A 17,209-nucleotide genomic window follows, 5' to 3' on the forward strand; every position below is an offset into this window, starting at 1 on the left:
TCTGATAAAAAGCCGTAACTTACTAGTAATTGAAGGTATATAGAACATGTTATGGAAATTGACTGCTAAAGCGAAATAACGGAGGGCTCTGCATGAACAAAACAACAAACCTTTTACTTCCAAAAGAGCTAGAATCATTTCGTTTTGAAATTGAAGACACCCTTCTTTCAGCGATGATGATCACACCATACAAACGTTCAACCACGTTCACAGAAAGTAAATTTGCTGGGGAACCTTATTTACCCTTTTATCAGACATATCCGAAAGATGTTGCGGGTGAGCCTATGCGTTTATTGGCTCAAATAAATTTTGCGGAAATGCCACCGCTAAAAGATTTCCCATCACAGGGTATTCTACAATTTTTTATTTCATCTAATATTTTCATGAATGCAGATCATTACCACGAGGATATTTTCCAGCAATTTTATAAAATACGATTTTACCCTACCATTGGTTCTGAAGAGGCAGTTCCTAACCAGGAGTTTTTAGCGCAGACAGCAAATGATTGGTTCCCTATTCACCAGGAGTTGGCATTAAAATTCCACCCAATACAAGAACCTGTTTCTGCTCTAGATTATCGCAGGATACACTACTTACCTAATCTAATATCTTTACGGGAAGATGTTGATTTACACGAGATTTATCTACAACATTTTTTAGGGGCTGGAGCTAAAATTGGAGGCTATGCTTATTTTATAGACGAAGATATCCGTCAGGAATCACAGCTACTCCAACGATATGATGTATTGTTGCTCCAAATCGATTCTAATGACGAAATTGGCATTATGTGGGCAGATAGTGGTGTTGGTAAATTTTTTATAAATCGAGAGAAGCTTCTTCAAAAAGATTTTTCAGATATTTTATTTCAATGGGAGCATTACTGATTATTTATTTTGGATTACCTCGTTCCGCCTTACGAGGTAATCCTTTTCCATGCTTACTGACAAATTTCTTATCTTCATTCCATATATAAAGTAAGCTATACTAAGTATATTGCGAAAATATAGTAAGGGCAGGTGTATGAATGAGCATTTTTACATATGTTGGATATTCGGTACCTTTGATTATGTTTATTAACATTTTAGCAGCAATGGTCATAATTTTTTTAGAACGTAAAGATGCTACTTCTACATGGGCATGGATTCTTGTACTATTTTTCATTCCATTAGGTGGATTTATTTTATACTTGCTGTTCGGACGACAACTACGAAGAAAGCATTTGTTCCGTTGGGAAGGACGCAAGGATATTGGTATAGACAACCTCATTAGCTATCAAAAAGAAGCGATTCGAGACGATACGTTCGAGTTTCGTATTGATAATGCGGAACATTACAAAGAAATGATCTATATGCATCTTACAACAAATAATGCTGTGTTAACTCAGGATAATCACATAGAGATTTTTGATGATGGTGCAGATAAATTTGAGCAACTTCTTAAAGATATTGAGGCAGCGAAAGATCATATTCACATTCAATATTATATTTTCCGTTTAGACGATCTAGGTACACGCATTATTAATAAACTTATTAAGAAAGCAAAACAAGGGGTAAAGGTACGTCTCTTATATGATGAGATGGGCTCTCGAAGTGTTAAAAAGCGCCATTTTAAAGAATTGCTTAATGCAGGTGGTGAAATTGAAGTATTTTTCCCATCAATTTTCCCACTTATAAATCCTCGTTTAAATTTTAGAAATCATAGAAAGATCGTTGTGATTGATGGCCGTGTTGGTTATATCGGTGGCTTTAATGTTGGGGATGAGTATCTTGGTCTACAAAAGAAATTTGGCTATTGGAGAGATACACATTTACGTATTGAAGGCAGTGCCGTACATCCATTACAAACACGCTTTTTACTTGATTGGAATCAAGCGAGTGCACAACAGAAAATGGGTTACTCAGATCGTTACTTCCCCGCTATCCCCAAAAAGGGTGATGTTGGATTACAAATAGTTTCCAGCGGTCCAGATTCTGACTGGGAACAGATTAAAATTGGCTATTTAAAACTTATTAATATGGCAAAAAAATATATTTATATTCAAACACCCTATTTCATACCTGATGTTAGTTTTTTAGATGCAATTAAAATTGCCACGCTATCAGGCATTGATGTACGGATAATGATTCCAAATAAGCCTGATCATATATTTGTTTATTGGGCTACATATTCATACGTAGGTCAATTATTGCGTGCAGGAGCAAAAGTTTATATTTATGAAAAAGGCTTTATTCATGCTAAAGCAATTATTATTGACGATGAAGCGTCCACAGTGGGTACTGCAAACCTTGACGTGCGAAGTTTCAGCTTAAACTTTGAAGTGAATGCATTCATTTATGACACAACGATTTCACATCAGTTAGCTGAGATATTTGAAAAGGATATTTTTGATTGTACTGAGTTAACTTGGGAAATGTACAAAAATCGTTCCACATTGATTAAGTTTAAAGAATCTATTTCACGCTTACTAACGCCTATATTGTAGAACACAAAAAGGAAGAGAGCTAGTCATATCAAATTATGATTAGCTCTCTTCCCTTTCTTATTTCACACCTAAATATTCTTCTAAAGTTATATTTTGTTTTTTAATTTCTTTTGCTATGTCAAGACCAACATAGCGGTAATGCCATGACTCATACATATAACCTGTAATACCCTCTTTATCTTTTGGGAATCGTAAAATAAAGCCGTAGTCCTGAGCATGTGTCAATAACCATTGACCTGCTGGTGTTTCACCAAACTCTTCAGTTAGCCATAAATTATCTTTTCCACGCTCTCCAATATCAAATGCTAAGCCAGTTTGATGTTCTGAGTAGCCTGGTCGAGCACTATAGCGATCAGCAGCAGCCTGTCCATCACGATTAACATAGTTATTATATAATGTTGTTTGGTAATCAAAAGATCGGTAGCCACTAAATGCGACTAAATCAAAACCTTGTTGTTTTGCCTCAGCCAGCATTTTATCTAGAGCTTGGCGTGCCTCAGGATTTTCTCCCGGCGCAAAGGTAGATGGTAGCGGATATATCTTATTTGCCAATAAGATGCCTTTAATATATGTTGGTTCTGTTGGTAACGTTTGGTTTGGTAAATAGCCATTTTCATCTGGCTGCTGCTCAGGCTTCACAGGGTTTTCCGTCGTTATTGTAGGTTCTTCCTTTGCAGGCGAGTCTTTTTTAGTTGGTTCTGTTGTTGGTTGTAGTTCATCTGATGCATCACTTCCTTGGTTATTTTTATAGTTAAATACTATAAAAATAGAGACAATTAGCGCCACAGAAATAAAAGCACCAACGATGATTGGTAAACGATTTTTTTTCACTATTTTTACCCCTTTTGAAGTTATCCAGTACTACAGGTTAAGCTCCCTATTGGTTATCAGGAAAAACAAGGCCTACAGTAAGTATCAATTATAGTTATACTTTATTGGTATAGTCTCATTTTAGCACTGTTCACAATTTAGGGTATAAGTTTTCGCCTTAGATTTTTAAATTAGTCTGTTAGTCTGCGAGAATAATCATAAGCACTACTATCGAAGCAATCGTGAAAAAAATGGCCATATACTTCATCCATTTTGCTTCTTTTATATAACCTTGCTCCTTAAAACTTTTAGCTCTAAAGCCATTCGATAATGCAAACATAATAGTCATTGCAAGTACTGCAAAATTAAAATTACCCATGATGATTAATACAATAGCTGCTATACTAAAGATCGCGACTAGAATAGATGATAACCACTTTATGTTCATCTTGTTGTCCTCCTAAAAAAATCGAGGCAACATAGGTGCCTCGACATGAATTAATTTATGAATTTGCTTTTGCTTTTTCTGGATGCTCGGAATAGTATTTTCGACCAATGTATGTTTGAATAATCAGCAATGCACCGCTGACAGACCAGTAAAGTGGTAAAGCTGCCATAGAGGACATAGAGATAAAGACAATCATAATTGGTGAAATATAAATAAACATTTTCATTTGAGCTTTCTGTTGCTCTGGTACTGTCCATAATGACACCCGAGCTTGAATTAAATAAACAATACCCGCGATAATTGTCATAACGATATCAGGTGAACCTAAGCTAAACCATAAAAACTCATGTGATTTCACATCTGCAGAATATAAAATTGAGAAATAAAGACCCATGATGATAGGCATTTGAATTAACATTGGTAAACAGCCCATGTTTAGTGGATTGATACCATGTTTTTGATATAATGCCATCATCTCTTGTTGATACTGCGTTTGCTCTTCTTTTGTCTTTGCTTCCTTCATTTTTTTCTGAACTGCTTCCATTTCAGGCTTGAACGCATCCATCTTCGTTTTCATCGTTTGCTGCTGACGGTAGTTTTTTAACATAATCGGCATTAGGACTAAACGAATTAGAACCGTAATAGCAATGATTGCTAAACCATAGCTACCTGAAAACATAGTCTTTCCGAAAAACTCCAGTAAAAATTCCATAGGTTTAACAAAAATACTATAGAAAAAACCTTCTTTGTTTTGTACAGCTTGACAGCCACTAAGAACAAAAACAACTAGTCCAAGCATTGAAAATAGCTTCAAATTTTTCATTTTTCCACCTACTATTTTTTATCAACTAAAGTGAAGTATACATTATTGGGTATATCTTTATCAAATAGCAAGTGCTACTAATTCATCAAGGTGATTTATTGTTATTCTCACATATTGTTTGCAAGAAAAAAGATGCGAGCTTAGCATCGCTAATACGTCCGCATCCAATTTATTCATCTTAACAATTAAGCACAATTTTGGCTTACTTTAAACGCTTTGTAGCTCAGTCTCCGCCATTTCAAAACGGTAAAACTCGTGATGCAACTCATCTCGGAAATGTTTAGGTGTGACCCCAGTGTATTTTTTGAAAATACGGGTAAAATAGCTTTGGTTACAGAAATGGAATTGATCTGAAATAGAAGTAATACTTTTATTTGTATGTCGAAGATAGTATTGTGATTCTTCTACTCGACGAACATTTAGATATTCAACTAATGTAATACCTACATGTTCCCTAAAGATACGTGATAAGTGACTAGTACTTATATGGAAGTTATTTGCGATACTTTCCACCGTTAAGTCATTTTCCAATTCATCATTTATATACATAATCACTTTATTAACGGTCTGGTGACGGAAGGTCGGTTGCTTGCGATCTGCGATAAAATAAACAAAGAAATCAATTAAATCATCAGCAAATTGTAAAAATTCTGCGTCCTTCATCTGATTTTCAATCATATCATTACAAGCAATGTTGAAAGCAAAGGCTTTCTTCGAAGGTACTTGATTGTCTAGCAATTTACGAGCAACAATTGACGACAAAACAGAAAAATAACTTCTAACAATTTTAATGACTTGTTTGCCAAAACGTATTGAAAGAATATCGATTAATTCATGCAAAGATTTCTTAGCCTTCGCAGATTCTAAATGGTAAATTTCAAATATTAATTTCGACTCAATATTAAAAAATTCTTCTACACCGATGTATTGGTTAATATTATCGATTTCTTGGAAGTATCTTTTTGATATCGTTTCTGACATAGAATGTTGATGTAGTTGCATAATCTTCCCCATCTTTCCTCAGATTGCACGAATTACTTTCACAAAATTGGACATCAATCTACACTTTAAAAATAAGAAAATAGTATTTACTTATTTATCGTATGAACTGAGTCCTATTTCACAATTATATATTGAATATAATATAAAAATAACCCAACTAAAACACCAGTTATAAAAAAAATAGACTATACAGTGAATTTTACCATATTTTGCGATTTTCTTTCAACCACATTTTGTCCACGACTCTAGTTCTAATTTATCATGTATGCATAGTAGAAACCTCGTAAACTCTTTTCGCACAATTAGATTTTACCATATACATATTAAAAAAAATTAGTAATTAATTAAATTTCGTTACAAAATATGTAAGCCGTTTTTCATCTTTATAATTCATCAATCGACATTTCTCTTTTTTATTCCGAAATCTTCTCTATATAATTTATACGAATATGTAGTAATATAGATGATAATACTATTTTTAAAAGTTTAGATGAGGTGTTAATAGTGGAACCAAAACAAATAGAAGAAATCATGGAGATTATTAAGGAGTTCTTCCCCGAGAATACTTCAATCGCAATTTCTGACACGAACGAATACTTGTATTACCAACCAAGCAAAAAAGTTGATTTAAAGATCAAGCCTGGTGATCCAATTAAAGAAGGCTCGGCTGCACACAAAGCATTAAGCTACGGACAAAAAATAAGCTCTTACATTGAGCCTGATGTTTTTGGAGTTGCTTACTACGGCATGAGTATTCCTTTAATGGAGGAAGGCGAAACTAAGGGTGCTATTACTGCTATCTTCCCACAAAAGCCATCAGCATTTTTAACGAACTACATTACAATCAAAATTGATGATTGCTGGTACCCAATCAAACATGATCAAGTTATTTATCTTGAAACACAGCTCCGAAAAACATTTGTTAAAACAATGAGTCGTGAAGGTTATCATCGCTTAAATCTAAGTGATCTTGAGTTATTTTTAGCGCCTGACTCATTCATTCGTTGTCACCGCTCTTATATCGTTAACATTGACTACATTGATGAAATTCAACCAGACTCGCATTCAACGTTTTTATTAATCATGAAAGACGGTACTCGTATTCCTGTTAGCCAACGCTATGCAAGTTACTTCCGTCGTTCTTTAGGTTTCTAAATAATAAGTAAAGTACAGCGAGCATTTTCTTTAAATAGTTCGCTGTACTTTTTACTATAAAGCCTCGTTAAAGATGCTACTTCCAAACGCTTCTGTAAGAGAGCAACTTCCCTCCATATTTTCCGTTCATACATTGCTACAAATACGATATTCCTTTAGTGGGTAGAGTCAATTTATCAGGAAATCTTTAAAAAATATACAGCTCTACATTAAAACGTTTTCTCTGTCGAAAATTCATTTTTTTGCTCGTATTTTCTACTTTTTCTCACTTTAATGCTTTTCCTAAAGTTTTTGTGACAAATTGGTGATAGTATTAATCAAATGGTTGGAGTCATACTACAACTAAATAAACAGAAAATTCTTACAGGTTTTTTCTAGTTTTGTAATCGGTTTCCATCAAAACTTTTTAGGGGAGGATTTTTTTAATGGATGCAATTGTTCAAAAACGCCTAGGTTTAAAAGAACTTGAAAGTAAAATTGTTACTGCTAATGAAGCTGCAGCACTTATCTCTGACGGTGATGTAGTAGGTATGAGTGGTTTCACTCGCGCTGGGGACGCTAAGGTTGTTCCAATGGCTTTAGTAGAACGCGCTAAAAATGAAAAATTCAAAATTGATGTATATACAGGCGCTTCTTTAGGTCCTGAGGTAGATAAATATTTAGCTGAGGCTGGCGTTATCCGTAAACGCGGACCTTTCCAAGGCGATGCAGGTATCCGTAACCTTATCAACTCTGGTGATATCCAATATGTAGATGCTCACCTTTCTCATAACGCTGAATTAGTTCGTCAAGGAATCATGGGACCAATTAAGTATCTAATCCTTGAAGCTGTTGCTATTACAGAGGATGGATTAATTATCCCTACAAACTCTGTAGGTAACTCACCTATCTTTGCAGAGTATGCTGAAAATATTATTATCGAGTTAAATGTTTCTCACCCAGAAGCTTTAATCGGTATTCATGACATTTATGTACCTGCTGCACAAGGTGAACGTGAAGCAATTCCAATGACTGATGCTACACAACGCATAGGTGAAATTGGTATTAAAGTAGATCCAGCTAAAATTAAAGCAATCGTTATTTCTGAAGAGCCAGATGCGCCTTCGTTAATCGTTCCTCCAGATGAAGAAACACAAACAATGGCGAACATTTTATTAGACTTCTTCCGCGATGAAATTAAAGCTGGTCGTTTAACTAATAAATTAATGCCATTACAATCTGGTGTAGGTTCTGTAGCAAACGCTGTACTTGATGGCTTTGCTGATTCAGAATTTGAAGATTTAGTCGTTGCTTCTGAAGTACTACAAGATGCTGTATTCAACTTAATCGATGCAGGTAAAGTTAAATTTGCAGCAGCTACTTCCATCACACTAACTGAAGAATTACAGAAAAAAGTATATGGCAATTTAGAGAAGTACGCAGATAAAATTTGCTTACGTCCACAAGAAATTTCTAACCACCCAGAGCTTATCCGTCGTTTGGGTCTAATCTCAATCAACACTGCTCTTGAGTTAGATATCTATGGTAACGTAAACTCAACACACGTATCAGGTACTCGTATGATGAACGGTATCGGTGGTTCAGGAGACTTCGCACGTAACGCTCGTCTTGGTATTTTTGTTACAAAATCGTACGCAAAAGGCGGCGCAATCTCTTCAATCGTGCCAATGGTTTCTCACGTAGACCACACTGAGCATGATGTTGATGTAATTGTTACTGAGCAAGGTATCGCTGACTTACGTGGTCTTGCACCAAAAGAACGTGTACCTTTAATTATCGAAAACTGTGCACACCCAGATTACAAAGAGCAATTATGGGATTACTATAACCGTGCTGTTGAAGCAACAGGGAACCAACAAACACCTCATATTTTAGAGGAAGCTCTTTCTTGGCATGTAAATCTTGCTAAAAACAAAACAATGAAAAAAGAAGTTTCAAAAGCTTAATTAATTTAGGAACGCCTTATAGGTCAAAAACTTATAAGGCGTTCTTTTTTGTTGAAAATGGTATAATACGATTAATATTCATTCTCACTAAATACATAATTCCCCATAGGAGGAGCTATGAAGAAGTTTATCTATCTGATTATATTCTTTTCATTTTTTGACCTATTTACCCAGCTTCCAATCATGAGTACATATGCTGAATCGTTAGGAGCGTCAGCCTTTTTAACTGGCCTAGCTGTTGGTACATATTCCCTCTCCAATACATTTGGTAATATTATTTCTGGCTTTTCAACAGATCGTAAGGGACCCTTCTCTATTTTAATTCTAGGTCTTTTAACAACAGGGATTTCTTTATTATTTTATAATTTAGTAGATGAGCCTATCGTTCTATTAATAGTTCGTTTTATACATGGATTAGTTGCTGGCCTTATCGTCCCTGCTGCTTTCACATTTTTAGCTAATGCAACTGAGCAAGAAAAAAGAGGTAAAGGTAGTGCTATTTCTGGAGCATTTGTTGGTATTGCTGCCATAATAGGCCCAGCATTTAGTGGCATTTTAGCAAGTCATACTAGCGTACCATTTGTTTTTAATATAACAGCAGGCTTTATGATTTTGCTTGCTATACTAGCCTTCTTTTTACTAAAATCAAATCAAGTTAAAAAAGAAAAGTCTAAACCAAGTACATATATTCCTATACGTTTATTTTTTAATAATACAGGGACATTAAAAGCATTCTCCGGAGCATTCTTTTTAATGTTTTCCCAAGGGGTTATTGCCTATCTACTCCCTCTAAAAGTGCAGTCTTTGGGCTTTGATTCCCGATTAAGTGGGACCTTAATGAGTACATTTGGAATTATTGCAGTACTGGTATTTATTTTGCCAACTAACCGTATTTTCGATAAAATTGCTCCAATTAAAACATTGTCGTTTGGTATAGGTTTAATGGGGTTAAGCCAATTATTAATTGGTCTAGCTGATACAGGCACGTTACTTTATATTGCGATGGCCTGCTATGGCATAGGCTTCGGCTTCTTATTCCCATCAGTAAATTCGCTTCTAATCGACTCTACTACTACTGAAATTCGTGGAAAAGCGTATGGTTATTTTTATGCCTTTTTCTCACTTGGGGTTGTCCTAGGTTCATCATTGCTTGGCTGGCTTTCACTAGGTATCGTCAGCGGCTTTGTATTTACCGGAATTGTATTATTCATATTTGGTAGTATTATTCTAATACCGCACAAAAAACCTTCTCACGCAAAATGAGAAGGTTTTTTTATTATTTCTCTTTTTCTTGAATTTCTCCATTGTAGTAATGGACCCCTGTATGTCCTCCACCTTCAGCAACCATTTCATTTGAAGCTATTTTCGTTGGAGATGTTCCAGCTTCTGTCGCTACTTCAGTAGTTATCCGTTCTGTAATTCTTTTGTCCATCTCCATATTCGGAGTACTACGATAAGAATCTAATTTAGATATTGCATTGTTAAACATACTTAATGCTTTATCACGGTTTTCTTTTTTACTCAAATAAGATGCTGCTAATCCAGCTAACCCTGCAATCACAACACCTGTTCCCTTACGTTTTGCCATTATAAATCCCTCCCAAAAATATAGAAACCGGCTATGTATTATAGCTTTTCCCTATTCTTAGAGGACTAAACATTATTTTTTTGCATGATACAGCATATCGATATGAGGTAAACTATCATATATATAAGGTTCTGACACTTGTGTGAATCCAAAAGCTCCGTAAAACTCTTTTAAATATTCCTGCGCCTAAATAAAAACATCTGAGCCTGTCCATTCCTTCTCAATAGTATCTAAAGCTATTTTTATCATATCTTTTCCAAGCCCAGTTCCTCGAATTTCCGGACTCGTTATAACACGTCCAATAGAAGCCATGTCAAATTTCTCACCAGGCGGTAACAAACGTGAATACGCGAATATTTTCCCATTTTTAACATATGATAAATGTATAGAGTTTTGATCATGATTATCTAAGTCTTCATAGCAAGTTTGTTGTTCCACAATAAAAACATTTACTCGTAACTGAATAATCTTATACAGTTCTTCTGTCGTTAATTCATCGTACGTCTGTATTGTCCAAGACATTTCTTATCACTCCCCTACTAATATTATTGCACAATTCTTAATTTTTTTCGTAAATCATTATAGTTTTGTAACAATTTATGATTATCAAGAACAACATAAGGGAATTAATGAATTAATACTATTATTAGGAGAGTGGTTGTATGAAAGATTTAGACTTAATATATGATTGGGTAGATATGGCCTCATTACTAGGTGGAGCAGGCTTCCTAACGGTACTAATTTATAGCGTAATTCAACTATGAGGAGCATCGTAAATAGTTTATAGAAAATAAAAAGGCAATCCGCTTTCAGTAAGCGATTGCCTTTATTTTTATTGTTTTACATCATCATATGCATTAGATTTTTCAAACGCTGCAACTACATACGAGCAAACAGCTTGCATTTTATAGGCATGTTCACGTGCATAAGTAGCGGCATAATCTAACAATTTTTTGGCTATTCCTTGACCACGGAGTTTGTCTGAAACATATGTGTGATCCATCACCATTACTTGACCATTTTGCTGCCATGTAATTTCTGCTAATTTTTCCCCTTCTTGCTCATAGACAAAGGCAAGTTTATTTGCCGCTATTTGCTGTAATTGGAATTCCATTTCCCACCACTCCTTTTTTTCATAGTACCATAGCCTTTTACATTTTTACAAAGATAGCTGATGGAATTCACACCTATTTTTTGAAAGACCTTGTTGTATAGTAAAATAAAAGACTCTGCTTGCTTTCAGCAGATTCCCTAACATTTAAAGCAACAATTCCTTTTGCCCCATGCCTAATTAAACCAAGATGAAATTGTATCCTTTAAATTGGCAAAGAAATTTTTCACACTCGTCCAGAAACCTTTATCTTCCATAAGCGAGCCGAACTTTTCTTGTATTGTATTGCTAATATCATCTAATTGTTCAGACCATTTACTAAAATCAATGTCTAGTTTACTAATTTTGTCCATCAAATCCACTAGCAATTGACGGTCCTTTTCACTTAAATTAATTTCAAGTTTATTTAACTGCTCTTGTACAATCTTTTCAACATCTTCTCGAGTTGCTGGTTTTAATTCTGCAATTTGCTTTTTGATTTCTGTTAGTAATTCTGCAGTCTTTGCATCATCCACTCCTGCTGATTGCGCAATTGTAGTTGCTACTGATAGTTCTTCATTTGCAACATCTGTACGATCAATATCAAGTTTTTCGCCTGTCGTTACCTCGTAAGCTTTATAAATTCCCACAAGTGCGGAATGACCTGTTACCGCCTTTGGAGCAGCCACCTGTACAGAAGCATCTTCAATCCCTGCTGTTAGCATTGCGTTTGCATACATTTCAGACGTTACTTGTGTAATATTTGATGGTGTAACAATCTCAATAACTAAACCTTCTCCTGCATTTTTACGTGTAATTTTGGCAGAAGAATACATGCGGGAGCTTGAATTACTATCTTTGATGTATTTTACTAAGTCTTCACCTGACACTGTAATTTCTTCAATTTCAGGTTCTTCGTTTACTTTTAAAGATTTTTTTACTGACTCCTTTTCATCCTCTGATAAGTTTGCACCATATACAACGATCGGTACGCCTAGCTTTTCATCAATCGCTTTAGCTTGCGTGTTATCGGCTGCAAAACCTTGTGCTGGTGCCATCACGCCAAATACTAACATTGTCGCGGTTAGTATTTTCATCCATGTTTTTTTCAAAATTGTGTGACCCCTTTCGCTAGAAAACCCTGTATAATGTATGCCATCATACAATAATTAGTACGAAAAAAAGACGAGAAGGTTTCAAAGGTGTCTCTCGTCATTTGCTTTCACTTCATCTAGCAGTTATTCACCATATCTTAGATAAATGAATGTACCCTGCACTAAATTTCCTCTGTCCAACCATTTTGCTGTTTCACCTTACCAGCTTTCAAAAGTGTACCTAATGCACGTTTAAATGCAGCTTTACTCATATTAAACATTTCTTGAATTTCTTCTGGTGAGGATTTATCTCCAAATGGCATCTTGCCCCCAACCTCTTGTAGATAATTTAAAATTCGTTGTGCATCGCCTGAAATACGCTCATGTTTACGTGGTAAAAGAGAACCATTCATGGAGCCATCTTCTTTAACATCAATAATACGCACTACTACGTCTTGTCCAATTCGTGGCTCTGCATTACGCTCAGATTCATGTACAAAAATACGGTAAGGAATTTCTACACCTAGCAAAAATGAGCCAACAGGTAGCAAGCGATAAGGACGTGCATTAATGTTTTTATTGTGCATTTCTTCAAAGGCACCCTCGTATAATTCTGAAATTTTTTCTTCAGTTGCTAAACGTCCAAATAAATCACCATTGCGATCTGTACGTAATGTCATAAATAGATGGTCGCCTGGTACGGGCCAAAGCTCGTTTAATGCAGGTAAATCTTCGGCTTTTACAAGCACCTCACGTGAAGTACCGATATCTACAAAAGCCCCTTCACGCTCTGCTACTCTTAGGACACGAGCCCAACCATATTCACCCTGTACGATAGCCGGGATAGCTGTGGTAGCAGCTAAATCGCCTCGACGATCTGCAAATAAAAACACTTCAAGGCGATCACCTATTGCAAGCGGCTCTGTCACCTCTGAAGCATTTAAAGGCAGTTCGTTAACGCCATTTGTTAAGATCCATTTTGATGCTTGTTGCTCTAATACAGTTAACGTAACAACTTCACCTGATTTTAATTCGTTCATATTGTCTCCCTTTCCTCCACACCATCATTTTCGCAAAAAAACTTTTAAATGTTGTGTTGTGTCCTAGAGGTCTCTAATTTTTTTGCAATGTCTGGATTCTCTTCCATTACCTGTACAAGATCCGCAATTCGGTCGATTGAATTCCAACTTAAATGATGTTCAATTCCCTCTACATCATTGTAAATACGCTCTTCATCTACACCAATGATTCGCAAAAATTGCTCTAGAAGCTCATGGCGCTGCACAAGACGTTTACCAAGCTTTTCTCCCCTTGGCGTCAATGTAAGACCACGGTATTTTTCATAAACTAAATAACCATCTTTATCTAATTTTTGAACCATTTTTGTAACAGAAGAAGGAAGAACAGATAATGCTTCAGCAATGTCAGACACACGAGCATATCCTTTATTAGCTATTAATAAGTATATTTGTTCGATATGGTCCTCCATACTAGGTGTTGGCATATCTTATTCCCTCTCTTTCCTTTTCTTACTTTCTAGTTTACTACAAGCTTGCCTTAAAAGTTAACTGAAAATACATATGCCAGAAAAACACTACATGTACAACATAAATTACGTCTTGGCCTAACTACCGCTGTACTTCGCTTTCGCGCAGATAAAAAGAGCCTACTTCATATAGAAGTGGGCTCCACTTTATGTCGAGGATACTTATTGACCACATGTAATGCATGAATAATCTCTTTGTTAATTCGTTCAATATTTTCAGGAGTATTCATCACTTTAAATGCTTCATCTCGGGCTTCCATAGATGTAACATACTTACTAGGCAATGCATTTAGTGTAAGTGCCACTGTGTCAAGTTCACAGATTTCACATTTACAAAATGTTTGATATTCCGGTCCTCGTAATAGAAAGCTTACTAACCCACGCACAATTTCCTCTGTAATATTTACTAAAATAGGATCTGACATACCCAAACTTTCGCCTCATTTATATTTAATTGTTACATTGTTCCTGAATCCATAATAGCGTTAACTGTGCTTTTTTTCAAGAATCGCTAGTAGCATCTATACTAATAAAAACCAATAGTTGCTCAGTAAGATGAATTTCCTATATATTGTTACCGATTTAAATCTTATTTACTAATTCTTAGACTTAATTAATCGTAATGAGTTAAAAACAACTAATAATGTTGCACCCATATCTGCAAAGATTGCAATCCATAAAGTTAGCCACCCTGGAATAACGAGTAACAGAGCTATTACTTTTAAGGCTAGGGCAAATATAATGTTCTCTTTAATAATGCGTAATGTTTTTCTGCTCAAGCCGATTGTATAAGGAAGCTTCGTTAAATCATCACCCATTAATGCGATATCAGCAGTTTCGAGTGCCGCGTCTGTGCCAGCACCACCCATAGCAATACCAACGTTTGCTGAGGCAAGTGCTGGGGCATCATTGACACCATCTCCTACCATGGCCACTGCACCAAATTGTGCACGCAAATCTTTAATGGCCATTAATTTTTCGGCTGGTAATAAACTTGCACGCACATCTGTCATTTTTAAAGAAGCCGCAATTGCTTGAGCTGTTGGTTCCGCATCTCCTGTCAGCATAACTGTATGCTTTACTTTTAAGTAGCTTAATCTATTCAAAACATCTTTACTTTCATGACGTAATTGATCTGCAATTCCAATCAATCCAATAAAGTGATCATTACTAACAGCTGCTACAACTGTTTTACCCTGTTTTTGGAGTTCTTTAACCTGTTCTTTTATGATTTCATCAATAGTAGTTAATGTAGCAATCCATTTTAAACTTCCGACATAGACTTTTTGACCATCGACTGTTGCATAAGCACCCTTACCTGTTACTGATTGAAAGTCTGACGGTACAAGCTCAGGTAAATTTTTATCATGTAACGCCTCTAAAATAGCTTTAGCTAATGGATGCTGTGATTGTTTTTCAACTGCTGCTACTAGCTGTAAGACATATTCCTCAGACATCTCTTTTGCTGTAAAAATATTCGTTACAGCAGGTTGACCTTTTGTCAGTGTACCTGTCTTATCAAAAGCAATTGCTTCTATATGACCCAACTGCTCTAAATGAATACCACCTTTAATAAGGACACCTTGTCGAGCGGCATTTCCTATGGCTGTAACAATAGCTACTGGCGTTGAAACAACTAGTGCACAAGGACAACCTACAACAAGAACCGCTAACCCTTGGTAAATCCAATGTTGCCAATCACCAACAAATAATGGTGGAATAACAGCTACAAGTAAAGCAACAATCATTATTGCAGGTGTGTAGTATTTAGCAAAACGATCCACGAACTGCTGTGAGGGTGCTTTTTCTGCCTGTGCTTCTTCAACGAGATGAATGATTTTTGCAATTGTTGTATCCTCTACTCGCTTTGTTACACGTACCTCTAAGGCACCTTCTTCATTTAAAGTTCCTGCGAACACTTCATCATCGACTGTTTTATTAACTGGAATAGATTCACCTGTAATCGCTGCCTGATTTACAGCTGACAATCCACTAACTACAATTCCGTCCATAGCAATCTTTTGACCAGGTTTAACAATTAAAATATCGCCAATTTCGATTTCCTCCGTTGGTAGCTCCATCTCATGGAAATGCTCCCCATGTGCTCTCCTTATTGTAGCGGTTGATGGGGCTATATCCATCAACTGACGAATCGATTGACGGGCTTTATCCATTGAATATGCTTCAAGCGCCTCACTTACAGCAAATAAAAAAACTACAACAGCTGCTTCTTCCCATTCTCCTATAATGGCTGCACCTATTACTGCAATAGTCATCAGTGTTTTCATGTCAAATTCAAAGCGGGCCAGATTACGGAAGCCTGTTTTGAAAATCCCCATTCCCCCAACTAGAATGGCGATAATAAACATCCCAATAGCTAGTGGATCTGTTTCACTACGCAAAGCTCCTATCATGTAGCCGAGCACTACAAATAACAGGGAAATTCCAGCTAATATATTTTCCATCTTTCGATAAAAAGGGATTGATTTTTCAAGTGATTTTGCTGTTGATTGGGAAACTTTTATACCATCAAAAGCGCCTGCTTTCTCAATCTCATCAATGCCGATATTTCCAGTAATTGTTATTTTAGAAGCACCAAAATTGACTTGTGCATCCTGTACCTTTGGAATAGCCTTCACATTTTTTTCGAACTTTGCTGCACAGCTGGCACAGGACAAGTTTTGCAGTCTATATTCTTGTTTAGATGGTGTCGCTGCCATTCTCAATCCCCTCTTCCGTATGTTCATAGGCAACCGTTACTATTTGATACACGTGCTCATCTGCTAAAGAGTAATACATTTGCTTACCTTTACGCTGTGACTTCGCTAATTTATTATCTTTTAAATATCGTAAATGATGCGATGCCGTTGCTACTGACGAGCCAATAATGGAGGCAACATCACAAACACATAATTCTTCTTCAACCGTTAAGGCATAAGCAATTTTCAATCTTGTTTCATCAGATAACGCCTTTAAAAATTTTGCTACACCTGATAAATCCGGCATTTGCTGTTGTATTTTTGTGACCGCTTCTTCATGAACTTGAGTTATCTCACATACTTCCTTCGGCATTTCCTCACCTCATTCAAATGTTTGTTTGATTGTTTTCACTATAGCATAATATTCCATCATATTCAAACTAACATTTGAATGTATATGATTTATATCATGAAAACTAAAATAAATATAAAAAAATCAGCGCACATAATTGTACGCTGATTTTTG

General features: G+C 35.9%; 17 protein-coding genes and 1 pseudogene. 5 read left to right on the top strand and 13 right to left on the bottom strand.

The genetic code is table 11. The annotated features are described in order from the left end of the window. The first annotated feature begins 92 nt into the window (after nucleotides 1-92). Nucleotides 93-884 (top strand): YwqG family protein, encoded by a 792-nt coding sequence (locus ACIQXF_RS18295; protein WP_402785652.1) that lies wholly within the window; start codon nucleotides 93-95, stop codon nucleotides 882-884. A gap of 140 nt (nucleotides 885-1,024) precedes the next feature. Further along, entirely contained in the window at nucleotides 1,025-2,482 is a 1,458-nt protein-coding gene (cls, locus tag ACIQXF_RS18300; RefSeq protein WP_402785655.1) for a cardiolipin synthase, read from the top strand. A gap of 57 nt (nucleotides 2,483-2,539) precedes the next feature. On the opposite strand, the gene ACIQXF_RS18305 is transcribed toward cls, so the two are convergent. From ACIQXF_RS18305 to ACIQXF_RS18320, 4 genes are all read right to left on the bottom strand, one after another. Continuing rightward, nucleotides 2,540-3,313 carry a M15 family metallopeptidase gene (locus ACIQXF_RS18305; RefSeq protein ID WP_402785658.1) on the bottom strand — a complete coding sequence of 258 codons (774 nt, stop codon included), beginning with the start codon at nucleotides 3,311-3,313 and terminating at the stop codon, nucleotides 2,540-2,542. Between the two features lie 178 nt (nucleotides 3,314-3,491). Next, a complete protein-coding gene (locus tag ACIQXF_RS18310) occupies nucleotides 3,492-3,740 on the bottom strand; it encodes a hypothetical protein (RefSeq protein ID WP_402785661.1) in 249 nt (82 codons plus the stop codon). 55 nt (nucleotides 3,741-3,795) lie between these two features. Continuing rightward, nucleotides 3,796-4,563 carry a membrane protein insertase YidC gene (gene yidC, locus ACIQXF_RS18315; RefSeq protein WP_402785664.1) on the bottom strand — a complete coding sequence of 256 codons (768 nt, stop codon included), beginning with the start codon at nucleotides 4,561-4,563 and terminating at the stop codon, nucleotides 3,796-3,798. Between the two features lie 207 nt (nucleotides 4,564-4,770). Then, complete coding sequence (locus ACIQXF_RS18320) at nucleotides 4,771-5,565, bottom strand: helix-turn-helix transcriptional regulator (protein WP_402785667.1); 795 nt, start codon at nucleotides 5,563-5,565, stop codon at nucleotides 4,771-4,773. Between the two features lie 504 nt (nucleotides 5,566-6,069). Here ACIQXF_RS18320 and ACIQXF_RS18325 point away from each other — a divergent pair. The 3 genes from ACIQXF_RS18325 (at nucleotide 6,070) to ACIQXF_RS18335 (ending at nucleotide 9,929) form a co-directional block, all read left to right on the top strand. Next, complete coding sequence (locus tag ACIQXF_RS18325; protein ID WP_008177095.1) at nucleotides 6,070-6,720, top strand: LytTR family DNA-binding domain-containing protein; 651 nt, start codon at nucleotides 6,070-6,072, stop codon at nucleotides 6,718-6,720. Nucleotides 6,721-7,145: 425 nt separating this feature from the next. After that, nucleotides 7,146-8,666, top strand: coding sequence for a succinyl-CoA:acetate CoA-transferase ScpC (scpC, locus tag ACIQXF_RS18330; protein ID WP_402785672.1), 1,521 nt, complete (start codon nucleotides 7,146-7,148; stop codon nucleotides 8,664-8,666). A gap of 117 nt (nucleotides 8,667-8,783) precedes the next feature. Then, nucleotides 8,784-9,929 carry an MFS transporter gene (locus ACIQXF_RS18335; protein WP_402785675.1) on the top strand — a complete coding sequence of 382 codons (1,146 nt, stop codon included), beginning with the start codon at nucleotides 8,784-8,786 and terminating at the stop codon, nucleotides 9,927-9,929. A gap of 13 nt (nucleotides 9,930-9,942) precedes the next feature. On the opposite strand, the gene ACIQXF_RS18340 is transcribed toward ACIQXF_RS18335, so the two are convergent. The 9 genes and pseudogenes from ACIQXF_RS18340 to ACIQXF_RS18380 form a co-directional block, all read right to left on the bottom strand. Next, nucleotides 9,943-10,254: a hypothetical protein gene (locus tag ACIQXF_RS18340; RefSeq protein WP_402785678.1), complete on the bottom strand. Its 312-nt coding sequence runs from the start codon at nucleotides 10,252-10,254 to the stop codon at nucleotides 9,943-9,945. Between the two features lie 186 nt (nucleotides 10,255-10,440). Then, the gene (locus ACIQXF_RS18345; protein ID WP_402785681.1) at nucleotides 10,441-10,776 is read right to left on the bottom strand and encodes a GNAT family N-acetyltransferase; all 336 of its coding nucleotides are present in this window, start codon (nucleotides 10,774-10,776) and stop codon (nucleotides 10,441-10,443) included. A gap of 310 nt (nucleotides 10,777-11,086) precedes the next feature. After that, a pseudogene (locus tag ACIQXF_RS18350) lies at nucleotides 11,087-11,374 on the bottom strand (GNAT family N-acetyltransferase); the annotation flags it as partial. Between the two features lie 167 nt (nucleotides 11,375-11,541). Continuing rightward, nucleotides 11,542-12,456, bottom strand: coding sequence for a DUF1002 domain-containing protein (locus tag ACIQXF_RS18355; protein ID WP_402785684.1), 915 nt, complete (start codon nucleotides 12,454-12,456; stop codon nucleotides 11,542-11,544). A 164-nt stretch (nucleotides 12,457-12,620) separates the two neighbouring features. Beyond that, a complete protein-coding gene (locus ACIQXF_RS18360) occupies nucleotides 12,621-13,478 on the bottom strand; it encodes a CvfB family protein (protein ID WP_402785687.1) in 858 nt (285 codons plus the stop codon). Nucleotides 13,479-13,522: 44 nt separating this feature from the next. Then, nucleotides 13,523-13,942 (bottom strand): transcriptional regulator MntR, encoded by a 420-nt coding sequence (gene mntR, locus ACIQXF_RS18365; protein ID WP_402785690.1) that lies wholly within the window; start codon nucleotides 13,940-13,942, stop codon nucleotides 13,523-13,525. A gap of 167 nt (nucleotides 13,943-14,109) precedes the next feature. Then, nucleotides 14,110-14,409, bottom strand: coding sequence for a late competence development ComFB family protein (locus ACIQXF_RS18370; protein WP_402785739.1), 300 nt, complete (start codon nucleotides 14,407-14,409; stop codon nucleotides 14,110-14,112). A gap of 171 nt (nucleotides 14,410-14,580) precedes the next feature. Beyond that, complete coding sequence (locus tag ACIQXF_RS18375) at nucleotides 14,581-16,704, bottom strand: heavy metal translocating P-type ATPase (RefSeq protein ID WP_402785692.1); 2,124 nt, start codon at nucleotides 16,702-16,704, stop codon at nucleotides 14,581-14,583. Next, nucleotides 16,685-17,056 (bottom strand): ArsR/SmtB family transcription factor, encoded by a 372-nt coding sequence (locus ACIQXF_RS18380; protein ID WP_402785695.1) that lies wholly within the window; start codon nucleotides 17,054-17,056, stop codon nucleotides 16,685-16,687. The genes ACIQXF_RS18375 and ACIQXF_RS18380 overlap by 20 nt, the downstream gene beginning before the upstream one ends. Nucleotides 17,057-17,209: the final 153 nt, after the last annotated feature.

Source organism: Lysinibacillus sp. NPDC097231 (assembly GCF_044761885.1).
In the GTDB taxonomy this organism is placed as follows: domain Bacteria; phylum Bacillota; class Bacilli; order Bacillales_A; family Planococcaceae; genus Lysinibacillus.